The sequence below is a fragment of the Lacimicrobium alkaliphilum genome, from assembly GCF_002591895.1.
Lineage (GTDB): Bacteria > Pseudomonadota > Gammaproteobacteria > Enterobacterales > Alteromonadaceae > Lacimicrobium > Lacimicrobium alkaliphilum.
On sequence record NZ_NISX01000016.1, the window covers coordinates 1 to 16,878 of the forward strand.

15 protein-coding genes are annotated in these 16,878 nt (G+C 48.8%); 5 read left to right on the plus strand and 10 right to left on the minus strand.

What is annotated here, in order from left to right; all coding sequences use genetic code 11:
- Nucleotides 1-15: 15 nt before the first annotated feature.
- Nucleotides 16-1,191: a hypothetical protein gene (locus CDA54_RS14600; RefSeq protein ID WP_099035770.1), complete on the minus strand. Its 1,176-nt coding sequence runs from the start codon at nt 1,189-1,191 to the stop codon at nt 16-18.
- Nucleotides 1,192-1,379: 188 nt separating this feature from the next.
- On the opposite strand from CDA54_RS14600, the gene CDA54_RS14605 reads away from it, so the two are divergent.
- Nucleotides 1,380-1,703 (plus strand): hypothetical protein, encoded by a 324-nt coding sequence (locus tag CDA54_RS14605; RefSeq protein WP_099035771.1) that lies wholly within the window; start codon nt 1,380-1,382, stop codon nt 1,701-1,703.
- A 313-nt stretch (nt 1,704-2,016) separates the two neighbouring features.
- On the opposite strand, the gene CDA54_RS14610 is transcribed toward CDA54_RS14605, so the two are convergent.
- The 6 genes from CDA54_RS14610 to CDA54_RS14635 form a co-directional block, all read right to left on the minus strand.
- On the minus strand, nt 2,017-2,391 hold the full coding sequence (locus tag CDA54_RS14610) for a hypothetical protein (protein WP_099035772.1): 375 nt from the start codon (nt 2,389-2,391) through the stop codon (nt 2,017-2,019).
- A 53-nt stretch (nt 2,392-2,444) separates the two neighbouring features.
- The gene (locus tag CDA54_RS14615; protein WP_099035773.1) at nt 2,445-5,552 is read right to left on the minus strand and encodes an efflux RND transporter permease subunit; all 3,108 of its coding nucleotides are present in this window, start codon (nt 5,550-5,552) and stop codon (nt 2,445-2,447) included.
- An 8-nt stretch (nt 5,553-5,560) separates the two neighbouring features.
- Nucleotides 5,561-6,673, minus strand: coding sequence for an efflux RND transporter periplasmic adaptor subunit (locus tag CDA54_RS14620; protein ID WP_099035774.1), 1,113 nt, complete (start codon nt 6,671-6,673; stop codon nt 5,561-5,563).
- Nucleotides 6,670-7,299 carry a hypothetical protein gene (locus tag CDA54_RS14625; RefSeq protein ID WP_143452305.1) on the minus strand — a complete coding sequence of 210 codons (630 nt, stop codon included), beginning with the start codon at nt 7,297-7,299 and terminating at the stop codon, nt 6,670-6,672. Before CDA54_RS14625 ends, CDA54_RS14620 begins: the two co-directional genes overlap by 4 nt.
- Nucleotides 7,300-7,345: 46 nt before the next feature.
- Complete coding sequence (locus tag CDA54_RS14630; protein WP_099035776.1) at nt 7,346-7,696, minus strand: hypothetical protein; 351 nt, start codon at nt 7,694-7,696, stop codon at nt 7,346-7,348.
- Between the two features lie 556 nt (nt 7,697-8,252).
- A complete protein-coding gene (locus CDA54_RS14635) occupies nt 8,253-9,680 on the minus strand; it encodes an aminotransferase-like domain-containing protein (protein ID WP_099035777.1) in 1,428 nt (475 codons plus the stop codon).
- A 120-nt stretch (nt 9,681-9,800) separates the two neighbouring features.
- On the opposite strand from CDA54_RS14635, the gene ccoG reads away from it, so the two are divergent.
- Nucleotides 9,801-11,204: a cytochrome c oxidase accessory protein CcoG gene (ccoG, locus tag CDA54_RS14640; protein WP_099035778.1), complete on the plus strand. Its 1,404-nt coding sequence runs from the start codon at nt 9,801-9,803 to the stop codon at nt 11,202-11,204.
- 4 nt (nt 11,205-11,208) lie between these two features.
- On the opposite strand, the gene CDA54_RS14645 is transcribed toward ccoG, so the two are convergent.
- From CDA54_RS14645 to CDA54_RS14655, 3 genes are all read right to left on the minus strand, one after another.
- The gene (locus tag CDA54_RS14645; RefSeq protein WP_099035779.1) at nt 11,209-11,466 is read right to left on the minus strand and encodes an ATP-binding cassette domain-containing protein; all 258 of its coding nucleotides are present in this window, start codon (nt 11,464-11,466) and stop codon (nt 11,209-11,211) included.
- Between the two features lie 159 nt (nt 11,467-11,625).
- On the minus strand, nt 11,626-12,228 hold the full coding sequence (locus tag CDA54_RS14650; RefSeq protein ID WP_099035780.1) for a hypothetical protein: 603 nt from the start codon (nt 12,226-12,228) through the stop codon (nt 11,626-11,628).
- A gap of 5 nt (nt 12,229-12,233) precedes the next feature.
- Nucleotides 12,234-13,127 (minus strand): dihydrodipicolinate synthase family protein, encoded by an 894-nt coding sequence (locus tag CDA54_RS14655; protein ID WP_099035781.1) that lies wholly within the window; start codon nt 13,125-13,127, stop codon nt 12,234-12,236.
- 93 nt (nt 13,128-13,220) lie between these two features.
- Here CDA54_RS14655 and CDA54_RS14660 point away from each other — a divergent pair, with 93 nt between their 5' ends.
- From CDA54_RS14660 to CDA54_RS14670, 3 genes are all read left to right on the plus strand, one after another.
- Nucleotides 13,221-14,522, plus strand: a complete 1,302-nt coding sequence (locus CDA54_RS14660) for an aminotransferase class I/II-fold pyridoxal phosphate-dependent enzyme (RefSeq protein ID WP_099035782.1) — start codon at nt 13,221-13,223, stop codon at nt 14,520-14,522.
- Nucleotides 14,523-14,655: 133 nt separating this feature from the next.
- Nucleotides 14,656-15,369 (plus strand): response regulator transcription factor, encoded by a 714-nt coding sequence (locus tag CDA54_RS14665; RefSeq protein ID WP_099035783.1) that lies wholly within the window; start codon nt 14,656-14,658, stop codon nt 15,367-15,369.
- A complete protein-coding gene (locus tag CDA54_RS14670; RefSeq protein WP_099035784.1) occupies nt 15,366-16,721 on the plus strand; it encodes a histidine kinase sensor domain-containing protein in 1,356 nt (451 codons plus the stop codon). The genes CDA54_RS14665 and CDA54_RS14670 overlap by 4 nt, the downstream gene beginning before the upstream one ends.
- Nucleotides 16,722-16,878: the final 157 nt, after the last annotated feature.

The window sequence follows — 16,878 nt, forward strand, 5'->3', positions numbered from 1 at the left end:
GTTGCACTTAGCGGCTTAAGTCATTTCTATGTCGACACACTGGAAATGATGCCAGGGCAAATGTGCTAAATGATTCTTAATGACAAATAGTTCCCAGACTTTAAATCTATTTTTAAAGCTATTATTCATAGCTTCTGAGTACGCTTTGTATAGTGTCGAAGGGTGTATCGTTATTTTCTGATACTTAGAAATCACGTCAGATGATACATGAGCAATAGTGCATTCTTCATATGTTACGCTGCCGTAAAGAGGCAGGCTTTTGCTTTCATCGAGAGATTTAATTTCCAGCATTTTTTGTGCACACAAAATGCTTAATATCTTTCTGAACTTGTATTCCTTGCCTTCGGCACTTTTAAATAGACCTAAACCAGGCCAAGATGAGATTCTATCTATCTTCGTGATATCTCCATCGTCGGTAACGCTTTTCTCGTAGAAGTTGGTTGGTTTATTTATGGAGGATATTATTTCTCGTCCTATACGCGTATCGAGAACTGTTGTGCTGATTGTAAGAATTCTATCTATAATTTTCTCATCAAGATCATCGATTTTAATTATATTTCTTAAGCTGTCCTTATCATGTTCCATTTTATGTACGGAGTATGATTTTAACTCTTCTTTCCAAACGTTAGATGCAATTTCTGTGAACTCTTCCTGGAGTAACAACCTTAGCAGCACTTCCTTGCCTCTATCTTCATTTGTAACCGGCTTTATTAACTTTGAGTCTATCCAATCACGATGTCTGGCATAGCGAAGGAAATCAAAAATTAGTGAAGGTTTTTTTATTGAGAAACACATTAAAGAAAGATCATAAAAAAATGCAGGACTTGTTAGTTTTAAATTGATTTTGCCTTTAACTTTTTCTGTAAGATCAAATAAATCGATATCTATACTATGTTTATACATCAGGCGTTTCATCATAACAGTGAAAGCCAAAGTAATTCCACGTTCTTCGATATGATTTTTTGTGCGACTGTATTTTTCAGGTGATGATTTGTTTTTTACTAAAAATGACTCTTTCGTTTTGCTCAGGAACCTTTTCCTCGCATCGCATTCTTCATACAGCTTTATCTGAAGGCAGCATAAAACGGTGTGCTCCAACTCACTCCTCGCAGACCCAATTACATCAACACCACTAAGTGACAGACTCACAGCAGCATTTATTTCCTCCAGAAACTGTCTGTAACTTCCCATTTCAGGTCCATACGCTCTCAGTCTGGCATGAGAAAGTCTCTCAAGTATGCGGTAGCTGGCTTTGGTGGAACTCTTTAGTCGTGGCATAAAAATAGTTGCTAGTAAGGGAGTCTTAAATTGTACATTACTAGCAAAATTATCTCGATCTAGTATTCGAGTACATTCACAACGTGAGAGATGGAGAAAGTATGAGTAAGGTTAATAAATCAAGACTGGTTGCCACATCAGGTACAGCTTTAACAGTGGCTTCTGCTACCAGCACAGGAGCCGCAGTTGTTGGTGGCTCTGGGGCTACAATCATGTCTGCTACCGCAGGCACAACCGGTGCCACTATTGCATCTATGGCTGGAGCTTCCGGCACTGCCGGGGCAGCTGCCATTTCTTCCGGTATGGCAACTGTTGGCTCTGTCGTTGGCGGCGGAATGGCAGCCGGCGCGGTTATCACAGCCGCTTTACCTTTAGCTGCGATGACAGTGGTAGGTTTCGGAATCTTTAAGTGGTTTGAGGATTAAGCTTGTACCTTCATCGGCCCGCTAAATCACGGGTCGATGAGGGTAAACCAGTAAATGCTGCGCTTCAGTTGTCTGATATCTATAAAAAGTGTCTTAAGGTATTGTGACGTCTTGGTATGCAGCGAACAAAATGAGAGTACTCCATTTAGAATCCGTCGGTGGCAACACTGTGCCGGTTAAGGTATTCAGGCCATCCATGGCCTTCACCCTTCGGGCCAGCTAAAGCTGTTGACGATTGTTCCGGACAATCGTGCTCCGGCCATTATTCGCGGCTTCCCTTACGCTCCTCCTTCGGGCCAATGCGGTGCGTGCATCAAAAGCTGTATCTGACGGTTACAGCATGATGGTCGCCGGACTGCACTCTGAGCAAAACTTTTGCGCCATCTTCAATGACGACCGGGGCGGTCATCTTGTTGCCGCCGGCTGGACTCAAGACGCTTTCTTCTTTTTTGCCAGCCCCTAAAACGATGACACTGCCTGTCAAATCATCAGTGGCAAAGGCTTCACCGTGATCTTTAATATACAGACTGACGCCGTCTGACTCTCTCACTAGCTCGAATACTAATTCATGTTCGACTTTTACCACGCCGCCGTGCTCAGGCTCTGTGCTACCATGGCTAAGCGCAACCGGGGACACTGCACTAAGGCTAAATGCAAGACCTAACGCTATCAATAATGACTTCTTCATCTCTGACTCTCCAACAATTCGGCAGACTTGTTAAGGCGCTGCCGCTAAACCTTTTATACCAACTCTTCTGACTTATACCGCTGCCAGGCAGCGGACGCCTTTTCGCCCCATGCCCGGTAGAGCAACGGGGTGAGTAAAATATCTAAAATGGTTGAACTGATCAGGCCGGAAAAAATAACCACTGCTACAGGATGAAGTATTTCTTTACCGGGCTCATCTGCTGCTAACAATATCGGGATAAGGGCAAAGGCAGTGACCATGGACGTCATCAAGACCGGCGAAAGTCGCTCCTGTGCACCGCGTACAATCAGTGCGGTATTGAAGTGTTCGCCTTCAAAGCGAAGCAGGTTGAGATAATGACTCACCTTCAGAATGCCATTGCGCGAGGCGATACCGGTCAACGTAATGAAACCCACCACGGATGCCACCGACAAAGGCGTGCCGGTAAGCCACATGGCGAACACTGCTCCCACCAGGGCCATCGGCAGACTGCACATGATTATGCTCGCGAGAACCCAGGACTGATAGCGCACGTACAGGACAAGATATATCAGTGAAAATGATGCTAAAGACAGCCAGACGAGGAGTTGCATTGCTTGCTCCTGCGCCAGAAATTGCCCCTCAATGGTGACAAACCCCTCCTGGTTAAGCTCGACGTTACTGGTTACCTCTCTGACTTGCCTGAGAAGCTCTGCAACATCTACATTTTCGCTGTTGGCGTAGATAACCAGTCGTCGACGCCCGTTTTCTCTTAAAACCTGGTTTGGCCCGTCATCGAGGCTGATATCTGCAACTGCCGACAGGGGTACATTACCTGCCGGTGTGGTGAGAAGTGCATTCGCCAGTGATGCAGGCGTGCGAGCCGCATCGTTTAATCGCAACACCAGCGCATAACGTTTTACGCCATCGATGATATCGACCACTTCTTCACCATCTGTAAGCATGGCTAAATGGCGGAGCGCCTGGCCAGGCGTCAGGCCAAACTGGGATAACTTGTCCTGCTTTAAGCGCACACTTAACTGCGGGATCAGTACCTGCTTTTCGACATTGACGTCGACGAGACCCGGAATGCTTTCCAGCTGTTTGCGGATCTTCTCAGCAGTGATACGTAAGCCATCGAGATTGTTACCAAACACTTTAATGGCAAGTTGCGCCCTTACGCCGGACAGTAAATGATCTAATCGGTGTGAAATAGGCTGTCCTACGGCCACCTGTGCAGGTAACACACTGAGTTTTCCCCGGACTTCTTCGACTACCGTTTCGCGGTCTCGGTCTGATGTTGCCAGGTCAACGTCAATTTCTGATGAGTACACCCCCTGTGCGTGTTCGTCCAACCGGGCTCGTCCAGTGCGGCGTCCTACTCCTGCAACCTCTGGCACTGACAGTAATAGCGTCTCAGCCAATCGCCCCATCTGATCAGATTCTTCCAACGAGGTGCCGGGTTGGAAAATAACGCCGATTACCAATGAGCCTTCATTAAACGATGGGAGGAATGCACGCGGAAACTGAGTTGTGATAAGCGCACTGAACAGAGCCACTATGGCGGCGAGCGAGAGTAAGGTCCGGCGTTTCGGAAGCGCCCAGTGAAGCCAGTTTGCCTGCCATCTTTTCAGCGCAGCAACCAGCCTGCTGTCATCTTTTTTCAGTAACTTCATGCCAGGTAACAGGTAGTAGCAAAGTACCGGTGTGACCGTCATCGAGACGAGCAACGACGACAGAATGGCCACGATATAGGCAACCCCTAATGGCGAGAAAAGCCGCCCTTCAATACCCGGTAGTGCAAATAAGGGAACGAATACCAGCACCACAATCATCGTTGCGTAAACAATCCCAGAGCGTACTTCAACGCTGGCTTTCCAGACCACGTTAAAGACCGAGTCAGGCGAAGACGCACGGGCATTTTGTTTAAGTCGTCGCAATATGTTTTCAACGTCTACGACAGAGTCATCAACCAACTCACCGATGGCGATTGCCAGTCCACCCAGGGTCATGACATTAATTGTCTGGCCCAGCAGCGTAAACACTACAATAGTAATGGTCAGAGAAAGCGGGATCGCTATCAGCGAAATCAGCGTGGTTCGTGCAGAAAGCAGAAACAGGAATAGTATAATCACCACCAGAATTGCACCGTCGCGCAATGCTTCTGTAACGTTATCCACTGACGTTTGAATGAAGTCAGCCTGACGAAACAGGACCTCTGGAGCAGCAATTCCTTCAGGTAGACCTGAGCGTAACTCATTCAGTGCGGATTCAATTTCCTCAGTAAGGTGCACAGTATCTGTGCCGGGTTGTTTTTGAATATTAACGATAACCGCTGGTTTACCGTTGTATCCACCGTCACCACGCTTAACCGCCGGCGCAAAAGTTACCCTGGCCACCTGCTCTAATTGCGTGGGTACGCCCGCATTCCAGTCAATCGCGAGCATCCGTAAATCATCAAGATCTAACGTCCGTCCCTGATGCCGAATCAGATACTCCCGGTTATTTAAATTAACAAATCCACCGCCCCGGTTTGTTGCAAAGTCTTCCAGAGCGCTTGTTAGCTGATTAACAGTGACATCAAGCGCCTGCATCTTATTGATGTCAGGGGCTACACGTACCTGACGAACCTCACCACCTATCGGGATAACCTGCGAGATGCCTGATATCGATAGTAATCGGGGCCGCAACACAAAGTCTGCGTACTCTCTGGCTCGCATGGGGCCTGTGCCAGACGCCTCTTCGAGCGGCAATGCGATAAGCATGATCTCGCCCATAATAGAAGATACCGGGCCCATTACCGGCGTAACATCAGAAGGTAGCTGTGCTGCGGCCTGGTCAAGCCGCTCTGCCACCAGCTGCCGGTTTCGATAAATATCCGTATCCCAGTCAAACTCAACGTACACTATCGACAAACCAATCCCTGATGTGGAGCGGATACGACTGACGCCGGTTACACCATTAAGAATATTTTCAAGCGGAAAGGTAACAAGCTGTTCAACTTCTTCCGGAGCCATTCCTCCGGCTTCCGTCAAGATAGTTACAACAGGTTTATTCAGGTCAGGAAACACATCCACTGGCAGGGATTTGCTCTGCCAAATGCCATACAGCATTGTCATTAAGGCGATAACCAGAACCAGCAGGCGATGACGTAAACTGCTGCGTACAAGAAAATTAAACATAGCAGCCTCTATCGAACCTGGTTAAGCAGCGATGCACCACTGATAACCACCCTGTTATCAGCTCCCAACCCTGCAGTTATTACAATGCTTTGTTCACCCAGCATCTGGTAACGCACAATTTGTGGCATAAAGCGCTCAGCAGACACTTTGATCCAAACGACCGGCAAGTTGGCACTGTTTTTAACCAGCGCCTCGGCGGGCAACACTAAGCCTTCTATGCTGCTATCAACAGGAGCAATGACGGTAACTGGCTGACCTAGCAGTAAAGGCTCGGTGGCAGAAGCCGCAGCCCGATGTTCAAAGTGAACGCTGGCCAAACCGCCTGCGATGCGCGGGGAGTAGCCGATGTAGCTTAGCTTCGCAGCGCTGTTTTCAAGTAATCTGGCCTGAGTCAGTGACGCCAGATGCGATAGGTTAGATATGCTGGCGTCAATCACTCGTAAGTCGGGGGCAATAATTTCGAAAAGGTCTGTTCCGGCCTCAATCCACTGTCCACTTCTGATATCGTTGTTGATGATCGTACCGCTAATTGGCGCTACCAGAGTTTCCGGCTTTTCCAGGCCCTGTTGCAGTGCCTGCTCCTGCTCGGTGAGGTTTTTAAGCCTCGTTTGTAATTGATCCAGCTCCTGCTTTGACGCCAGTTCACCCAGTGACTCTAAACGGTTCACGTCTCGCTGAGTTTGTGCAATTTGGTTACGGACTACTTGCAGTTCACTATTTTGTGAGGCCAGTTCATAGGCGGTATCCTGATAACGAACATAGCCAAGAACTTGTCCTGCTGACACCTTTTTACCACTCGGTAAAACGCCTGACTCCGGCGCTTCAAATCGACCATCACTGCTGGGCTGCACAACCGCGTGACCTTCCGGGTGCGGTCTGACCACACCAGACATTTTAATGGTCTCGGACACTATTGATTGTGTAACTATATTGGTAGTGATGCCTAACATTGCCTGGTCAGGCATAGGCATGATGACCGAGCCATCGGCCTGACGCCCTGACTGGCCAGCGACCTGTTTATCGTTGGTAATGTGTTCACCATTTGGACCATGTGCGCCTGGAGCTGCTGATGCAGTTTGGGTAATTAAAATGAACGTAGTAAGTATCCAAAGCAACCTCATTTCCTTCTCCCCTGCACAAAATGAGCTAACGCCAATCCAGCTGCAAAAAACACCAGCGCGATTGCCACGGTCGTCCAGGGAAATGCGTGATGATGCTCTTCTTCATGTCCATGCTGCGGTGCAGAAGCGGCTTCTGGTGTAAGTAATGTAGATGCCAGAAGATCCCCATGTTCCTCGGTAAGAATAGTGACCACTATTTCATGCTCACCTGGCTGGTTCAGTTTTGATACGAACGCCTCATCGCGGATTACATAGTACTGGTGATCATCGCTAAAGCCTGCTTGTACACTCAGCGTGTCCGATTCCAGCTCAATGGACGCATTTGCTACCGGTTTATTGGTTGAGAAATCATGCAGGTACAACCGGACCTTGTCAGAAAATACCTCACCGAGAAGCTCAAAGGACTCTGTGAAGCTTTCAAATTTTGGGTTCTCTGTTTGTTGAACCTGAGTGTCCACATCAAGATGCTCGCCATTCGGCCCGTGAGCGCCTGGCGCAGAAAACGCGAGAGCAGAGAAAGTAATACCAGTAGCGCATACTGCGCCTCTCAATAGCTGAGAAAGCCCCGAAAAAGGGAACTTTGACTTGAACATAGTGTTTAAACCCAGATTTAAATAAAACAACACCAATCCCGCTTATAAATACAAGCGGGAGAAAATAAGAAAACTGAGTTTATGCTTTTGGTGGGGGTGGTATTTCGTAGAGGAAAGGCGGATCCCAGGCACTATTCAGGCGCCCAATGGGAGAGCCCGGCTGCGGATCAGGAAACGTGCTTATCGGCAAGTCGAAAACAAAAACGGTAGACCCGTCGTGGGATGGATTACTATGCTCAAATGCATCGTCGCTATAGCTAATCTCATACTCTTCACTATCATGTTCAGCGTGGCTATGAGGTTGCCCCACTTCATGGAAAAACTGATGAGCAGATTCCTCAACCCCGTGACTCGCCTCTGCGGACGAGATAAAGCCCAACATTTGCGTTGTCATAAACAGGATTAATAAAATTACTTTCAACTTAGCCACGGTTGCTCTACCAGATTAATGCAATTGGAGACTACCACCCACGCATTCAATAGACAAGAAGGTGCACCTGTTTGAGCTTGCCTGACTATTACGCTGAAACACTAACTAACCTGCAAAAAGAATTCGCAAAGCCCCCTTAAAAGCCTGTAAGCGATTAACTTACAAAGCTTAAAATAAGTGCAAACAGTTTAAAGTCAGTCTGTGGCAACACTGTGCCGGTTAAGGTATTCAGCCCATCCATGGCCTTCACCCTTCGGCTGTTATTTGCGACGCTGTCGACGAGCAAACGCGAGTGCTGCTGACCCTAACAATGCCAGGCTCTTGATGCATCCAGCGAATCTTCTGTTCCAGTCCAGTAAATATAATTCTGAACGTTCTCGAAGGCTTCGTTTAGCCCTGTATCAGCATCTGTAAATGCGACGTTTTTAGAATTCCAGCCTGGCTGATGAAAACCGTTTCCATTATGGGTTTTAATGTTCAAAGAGCGTTGCAAATATCCTGGTACTATTGCAGTTCACTATGCCGTTGTGTATTTCTGCGATCGGGCAAAGTCTTTTTAAGTACCTTTAAATTTCGATTGGTGAACTAACTTACTCACTTTAGCGATCGCTTCTCGCCGGCCTTTTGTCATGGGATGGCAAAAACTTAGTCGCAAGAAGTGATCGAAGTCATTGTGCGATGAAAACAATGCGCCAGGCGTGAGCACCGTATTGGATTGCAGTGCCTGATGATAAAGGCGGAGTGAGTCCATCTGCCCGGGTAATTCTAACCACAGTGATAATCCTCCCAGCGGGTAGGTAAATCTACAGCTTGTGCCAAAGGTGGAGTCCAGTGTATTGGCCAGCTCATCTCGCTGAAGTTCAAGTTGAGCGATTCGATACTTAAGCCAGCGGGCGTAATCACCTGAAGCCATAAATTCTGCCAGTCCTGCCTGAACCGCCTGACTACCGGCCAGCTGAGTCACCAGTTTCAGACGCTGAATCTTTTTCTGCCAGCGAGCTCCTGCTATCCATCCGGTTCTGAGGTCCCTGGACAATGATTTTGAGAACGAGCTACACAGAATAACGCGGTTGGTTTTGTCGAAATACTTAATCGGCCTGGGGCGAAACTGAAAACCAAGATCGCCGTATATATCGTCTTCAATCACTGCGAAATCATGTTTATCAGCAATCGCAAGTAATTGTGACTTTGCATCATCAGGCATGCAGGCGCCGGTGGGAGTAGAAAATGCCGGCGTTACCACGCAGGCCGTCACATTGTACTCAGCCGCGACCTTCGCCAGCAGCTCAACGTCCAGTCCTGAGACGCTATGACAGGGCACTTCAATGGCATTTAACCCTAGCTCATCTAACAACTGGATAGCGCCATAAAAACCAGGTGATTCAATCACCACATTGTCACCTGGCTGGCATGTCGCCATCAGTGAAAGCAACAATGCGTGCTGACATCCGGCGGTAATACAGAGATCAGTCTCAGGAAGAGTCAAACCAAGTCTCGCGTAGTGCCGCGAAATTTGTTCCCTTAACTGTTCATGCCCCATCGGTTCGTCATAGTAAAGCGTCTTGCGTGAACTCTGGGTTCGCATTGCCCGATTGATGTGCCTGTAGAGCCTGCTCATGAGGTTGTGCTCCGGCACATTAGGCTCATCGGGCTTAATGTCAAAGGCGGCGCCCCTGGCAATCACTTCGCGGAGTAAATCCGGTATCGAGATGCTTGTTGGTTGAATGCTGCCAAATACCGGTGAGGGCGGTGGGGTGTAGTTTGGTACTCGTTTTACAATAAACCCACTTTTGGGCCTGGCCTCGACCAGTGACCTTCTTTCAAGTTGTTGCAACGCATTGATCACCGTATTTTTGGCGACCTGCAATTCAGTGACCCAATGTCGTATTGAGGGCAGCTTGTCTCCGGCTCTGTAGACACCACTTCTAATGTCTGCCTCTATTTTCTTTGCGATAACCTGATACTTCAGTGGTTGTTCATTCATTACGGATTCTGTACCCATTTATAAAATCATTTCTGTACCTGTACCCAGGCAGAGTAAAGCATAGACTTGTCACGTTCAAAACTTATCCGGTTCCGGCTGGAAATGCCTGTGAGAAGTGTAATGCAAGGTAAGCCAATTCAGATTCGTAATATCACTCCTGGTGGGGCAGTTGAAATTCACCCTACATCGCGGAAAAAGATTTATATTCGCTCAGTTATGGGAAAAATTGAGCGCTTGCGTAGGGGTACGGGGCTACTTTTTCTGAGTGTGTTTCTGCTATTGCCCTGGCTCAGTTACGCAGGGCAACAAGCTATTTTACTGGATTTTACTGCACAGCGATTTCACCTGTTCGGGATGACGATGTGGCCCCAGGATTTGACACTTTTAGCCTGGCTTTTCATTGTATCTGCTTTCGCCCTGTTCTTCGTTACAGCGCTCTGGGGGCGTGTGTGGTGTGGATTTATGTGCCCACAAACCGTGTTTACCTTTTTATTTGTATGGATTGAAGAAAAAGTCGAAGGCGCAAGAAATAAACGCATTCATCTCGACCATCAACCGTTTTCATTACAAAAGGTGCTTAAAAAATCAGTGAAGCACTCGCTCTGGCTGGTGATTGCAACTATCACTGCGTTGACATTTGTTGGCTATTTTACCCCAATCAAAACGCTGGTGGCCGACTTTGCCACCTTTGAGCTGGGGTTCTGGCCGTTGTTTTTTATCGTCTTTTTTACGCTGTGCACCTACGGCAACGCAGGTTGGATGCGCGAGACCATGTGTACGCATATGTGCCCTTACTCACGCTTTCAATCTTCAATGTTTGATAATGACACCGTGACCGTCACCTATGACAGAGCGCGGGGTGAAAGCAGAGGGCCACGCCCCAAAAAGTTATCTGCTGAGCAGGTTAAAACTATGGGGCTTGGCGATTGTATCGACTGTAACCTGTGTGTTCAGGTATGTCCGACCGGCATTGATATCAGAAACGGGTTGCAATATGAGTGCATTAATTGCGGTGCCTGCGTGGATGCCTGTAATGGCGTGATGGCTAAAATGGGTTACGAACCAGGCCTGATATCATTCACTTCAGCCAATGCATTGAAAGGAAAAGCGGCAGCCCTGCTGCGCCCTAAGGTTATCGGTTATTTTATCGTTTTGCTCTGCATGATTGCTGCACTGTCTTTCGAACTGATAACCAAAAAGCCGCTTGATATTGATGTTGTCCGCGACAGGGCAAACCTGTATCGCGAAACACTAAATGGCAGTATAGAAAATGTTTATACGCTGGTCATTATGAATAAAGAGCAACATGCTCAAAAGGTCAGTATCAGCACCGAGGGGCTGCCCAAACCAGTTTTTCACGGTAAGCTTTCGCTCACTATAGAGGGAGGCCAGATGGTACGTCATCCGATCACTATTGAACTCGATAGTCAGTCTATAGAACAGGCTGTCACACCTTTTTCAATTATTGTGACCAACGAGAGCGGTGATGCTGTAAACAGCGACTCAACATTTATATTCAGATAGAAACTCAACAACGTAAACGGGGCCACAAGCAGCCAGGTGCATACCAGCTCTGTGAATGACTAAACAAACCGCAGCAGAGTATCTCCCGTGCCAGCATTGACAGACTTGACTTACCCGACCCCGATGGACCGGTAATGGCGTAAGATTGACCCTGTTCAATATTCAGGCTCAGATCGCTGAACAAGTGGATCTGATGGTCGCGCTCAGTAAAGCACTGGCTGACATGGTTTAATTCAATTTGACTGGCAGGGGAGACCGACATATTCACACCTATTTATTGATAATCTTTGGGCAGGGTATGGGTAACGCCGTGAAACAGATGTGAAAAAGTCGCGCCCGGTTTTGTTACCAGATGCGCGGTTTAATCAGCTTTTGACAGCTCCATCCTGTCTGGCTGCCCTGGTATTACCTGAGGGGCTTGTTAGCGGGTATGAGCGGTGTAATAGGTGTGATGAACGCGTTTCCCAAGGGAAAAAATCACTATGCCTGATATGAGCGGTAGCGCCATGACCACACCAGTGGCAATCTGAATTGAGTAAGCCGATGTCAACACGGCAAGCAATAATGGCCCACAGGTTGTGCCAACTGCGTAGGTGGCCGTGTCCAAGCTTTGTGCTTTGCGTCTTGCAACATGATCTGCGCCGATCAGAGGGATAAGCTGCGTGCTGAGCCCACCCATTATAAAGGAACCGCAGGTGCCACAGAGCAGCAACAATAGTGTGACAAATACGGGCAAGTCAGCCCCGAAAGATATTATTGCTGCCTGAAAAGATGCTACAAAAATCAATGCGGCTGAGCCAATCAACCCGCAAGGGTTGGCGGCGTGTTCGAGCCAGCGGCCGTATAAAGGGCCAAGTAAGTGCGGCAATGTTAAACACGCTGCGAGGGCACCACTGAATGCACCGCCTGCTCCGTTATCCCGGGCGAGCAGAACAACAGCCACAATGGCCGCCCCGGTTGCAGAACGGGCTAATACAGCGGCAAAGATATAACGCCTGATGGTGGTGCTTAATGTGTTGTACATACCCGTTAATATAACGGCAATGTCTCTAACAGGCTCTTTAGTTCCTCGCGCGCTTTTTTCTGTAGCGGTTGCAAGGGTTTCGGCAGGCAGTCTGATTCGGTGTACCCGAGAATACCTGCCGCCGTTGCCATCACTCTTATGCCGCCGCCATAATTGCTGAACATTTCCCATAGCGGTTCTAAGGATGCATTGTGCTGCACAGAAAGCTCTGGTGTACCGGCATTAATGGTGCCGAGCATAGTCTGAACCGTTTTTGGAAACAGGCCGCCTAACACCGACAACCACAGGTCACATCCTGCAGCCATACCCGCCGCGCCGAATTTGTCACCACTTACACCAATGGCAACGGTTTCTGGTACCAGACTGCGTAATTGACGAAGATATGCATCGCCCTGGGCTGATCCAAATGGTGTGCCGGGGATCTTGATCGCCGCAACATTGGGTAATCGCGATATCTCATGATACAGCTCATCGTCGAAGGTAAACTGGGTAACACGAGGGTTTTCATATACGCACAGTGGTACAGAGAGTTCTGCTGTCACGCTTTCATAAAGAGAATACACCTCTGCCTGAGTCAGCGGATGATATGAAACCGGAGCCAGTAGTACAGCATCGGCACCAGCTTGCTGTGCGGTTTCAGCATGTTTTAGTACATCCTGCGTGCGTAACGCGCCGATTCCGACCATAACCGGTGTACCCTGTGCCACTGCGACTGTGTGTTGCAGAACATCTTTGCGCTCCTCTTGCGTTAAGTATGGGTACAGTCCGGTGGAGCCCATCGCACAGATTGAATCGACCTTTGCGGCAACAAGGTTGGCGATCAGGCGTTCGAAGGCGGTAAAGTCGACGCGTTCCTGATCAAACGGCGTCAGGGGAAATGCACAAAGGCCAGTAAACATTCGAAATCCTAGTTGTGTAGAATACGTTGGAAGCGATATGGGTGAATGAATTAGCATGACCCATGACTAAAAATATATTGTCATAGGACAAAGATGGTAGTCAATATTTCTGGTAATTCTGCGCAAAGTATTTTTGAATCGGTACGTGATCTGATAATGAGCGGTGCGCTGCAATCAGGTGATACATTACCCCCGGTTCGTGAGCTGGCAGAACAGCTTGGCGTGAACAGAAATACCGTTTCCGCGGCGTATCAGCGGCTGGCAAAAGCGGGTGTAGCGATAACCCGGGGGCGATTGGGTACGCGGATATGTGCGGCCCCCACATCCGGAGAGCAGGAAGGTACCAGCGCAACGAGTTTATATGATCTCGCTGATGGCAGCCCCAGGCGAGACTGGCTGCCCAATCTCAATCAAATTTCCAGCCAGACCCCGCTACATCAGTACATTTATGGTGAAGCGACAACCTTGCCCGAGGTTTATGAATACGCAAAGAGATGGTTTACGGGCATTTGCCCCAAAGGGTTCGATATTACCCTGAGTAATGGCGCCATTGATGCACTTGAGCGCCTCATGACTGCCCATTTAAGCATGGGCGACAAAGTGGTGGTCGAAGACCCCTGTTATATCAGTTCGGCCAATGCTATTCGTCTTGCGGGAATACAGGTGCTTGGCGCGCAGGTGGATGAGCAGGGAATGATGCCTGACGCCCTGCACGCTGCATTAGAAAAAGGTGCGCAGGCGGTATTGATCACACCAAGAGCACATAACCCTACCGGAGCAAGCCTGAGTGCAGAACGAGCCAGAGAACTGACAAAGGTGCTGGCAGACTATCCCGGTGTACTGGTGATGGTTGATGACCATTTTTGCTTGCTGGCGAAAGATGACTACCATTCCATAATTCCCGATGGCACCTATCACTGGGCGGTATTTCGTTCTGTCTCCAAGGGGCTGGGGCCGGATTTACGCATGGCATTTATTGCTGCTGATAAAAATACCGTAAAACGTATCAATACCCGTATGGCACCCGGTATGTCGTGGGTAAGCCGGGTGTTACAGTCGCTCGTTTATACCTGTCTGAGCTCTGACGAGGTAAACAGGCAACTGGCGGAGGTGAAACAGCGTTGCATTGATTTGAGAGCTTTGCTGATCAATGCCCTGGCAGACAATGGCATTGAGGTGACGACAACCAGTGACGGACTCAATGTCTGGATCCCCATACCCAATGAAAGCAAAGAAATCACCTATGAACTCTCACGTAAAGGCTGGCTGGTCAGGCCCGGGGCCTCATTTGATATTGATCAATCCTCTCAGGCGATACGGGTAAGCATTCAGAAAATCGACGCAGAAACGGTCAGTATGTTTGCAGCAGATTTGGCATCGATTGTTGTTCGGTGATGCACCCCTGGTGCAACAGCAATTTGTCGATGATCAACCAACGCCTGTTCTGAATCAATGGCCTCTGGATTGATTGCGTAACCACTTTAGGGTAGCTTTCAGCGACTGCCTTAGTCATGTGACATTATCTTGTATGGAAAACCTTGCTGCCGCGACAGACACCTCTGCTGAACCTGAAATTCTTATTGTTGAGGACGATCGGGCATTAAGCGACCAACTGGCAGAACTGCTCTCTGGCAGCGGGTATTCTGTCGACCAGTGTTTTGACGGTGATGAAGCCCTCAATCTGGCGGTGGCGAATAAGTACAGTATTATCCTGCTGGATATCATGTTGCCGGGACAAGATGGTTTGTCCCTGTTGCATATTCTCAGAAGCTGTAATGCTACCCCTGTCATTATTGTGTCTGCCAGACATGCCGAAGAAGAGCGTATCCGCGGCCTCAGTGCCGGGGCAGACGATTACCTGTCAAAGCCATTTAACTCTGAAGAGTTATTGCTGAGAATTGATGCGATTCTCCGTCGTACATTGAAAAATGACAACCACCCGCAAAGCCTGCAAATTCTCGATGGGTTAGCCACCGACAGCAAATTGCAAAAAGCAACAGTCAACGAGCGGGAACTCAGTTGCACCCCTATAGAGCTGGGCTTGCTGCACACTCTGATACAAAATCAGGGGCTGGTTCTGGCCAAACCCTTTTTATATCAGGCAGTACTGAACAAAACCTACAGCCAGTATGATCGCAGTCTGGATATGCATATGAGCCGGGTACGTAAAAAGCTTCACCAAGCCGGATGGGACGGCTCCAGACTGCAGACCGTGCACGGTAAAGGGTATTGTCTGCGATGAGCCGGCGGTTATTCTGGCGGCTTTGTCTGATTATCGGTACCGGCGTGGTGGCCATGTTCTATCTGATCAACCTGGCTATCTCGCAGATAGAATCCGACATGAGTATGTTAAGCGACGACAGTGTTGCTCAGTTGCATCACTGGCGGGATACCGCTGAATCACTCACCCGGGCGGGAAAACTTGAGGAGCTTGAAAACTGGTTATCGGCGTTGCAGCAAAAGGAACAAACCTGGGCGGCTGTCGCTGCGGCACAGGTCAGGCACATTGCCGGTAACAGGTCGCGGAGAAATGAATATACCGGCTACAATATGGGGCGCAGCGTTGAGTGGCAGGTACACCTGTACTTCGATAATAATCCGATAATGGAATTACCGTTTGCCGATGGTAAAACCAGTCTGCTGATTGAATTGCCAGAGCGGATGCGCCCAGGTTCATACTGGACCATTACCCGGATAACGCTACAGGTTCTGTTGCCTATGCTATTGCTGATCAGCTTATCGGTGGTGCTCTATCAGCATATTATGCATCCTTTGAAGCAACTGGATGCTGCCACCAGAGCATTCAGCAAAGGTAATTTTGATGTCAGGGTTAAGGAGCAACTTGGCACCCGAGACGATGAACTGGCGCAGTTATCAGAGACCTTTGATCGCATGGCTGATCATATTGGTGATCTGATCCTGCGCCAGCGTCAATTAATAACCGATCTTTCCCACGAATTGCGCACGCCACTCACACGGCTTGATATTGCCACAGAGAATCTTATTTCCGGTGCCAAAACCGATTCTGCCGCCCTTGAGCATAAACTGGCCCGGGTGCATCGTGAGTCTCGCCACATCAGACGGTTGGTTGACGACACGCTCACCCTTTCATGGCTTGATAATGAAACACCAGACTTGCGCAATGAGTCACTCGATCTGGTCGATTTGTTGCAGGTTGTTATTGATGACGCGGAGTTTGAATATCCAGATCGTGCTATACAAGCCGAATTACCTGAACATGCGATGATAGATAACAGCAATCATCGCGCTCTGGGTCAGGCGATTGAGAATGTTCTCAGGAATGCTCTGCGCTACACGCCACCAGGAGGCAGGGTAATTGTGCGCCTGTGCCTTGTTGATTCGGGGTACAGAATACAAATAACTGATGAGGGCCCTGGTGTACCTGACAAACATCTGCAGGCTATTTTCCGACCCTTTTTCCGGGTCGAAGCGTCCCGCCCGGCAGACACCGACGGTTTCGGCCTGGGGCTGGCTCTGGCGCAGCGTCAGCTGAGCTCAGTGTCAGCCGAAATCAGTGCGCAAAATGCCGGTTCCGGCGGCCTGGTGATGTCGATTTTTATTCCTCAGAGTTAGCCACATTCAGCGCTTAACGCTCCCCCGGGTATACCTAATACTGTTGATTGACACCCACGCCTCGACTGAGCTTTGCTCAGGTGACACGGATGTTCCTGTACAAATGTAAGATGCTCCGGTTCTGTTTGTACTGTGCGCCAGTCCTGCTGGTGCAAAT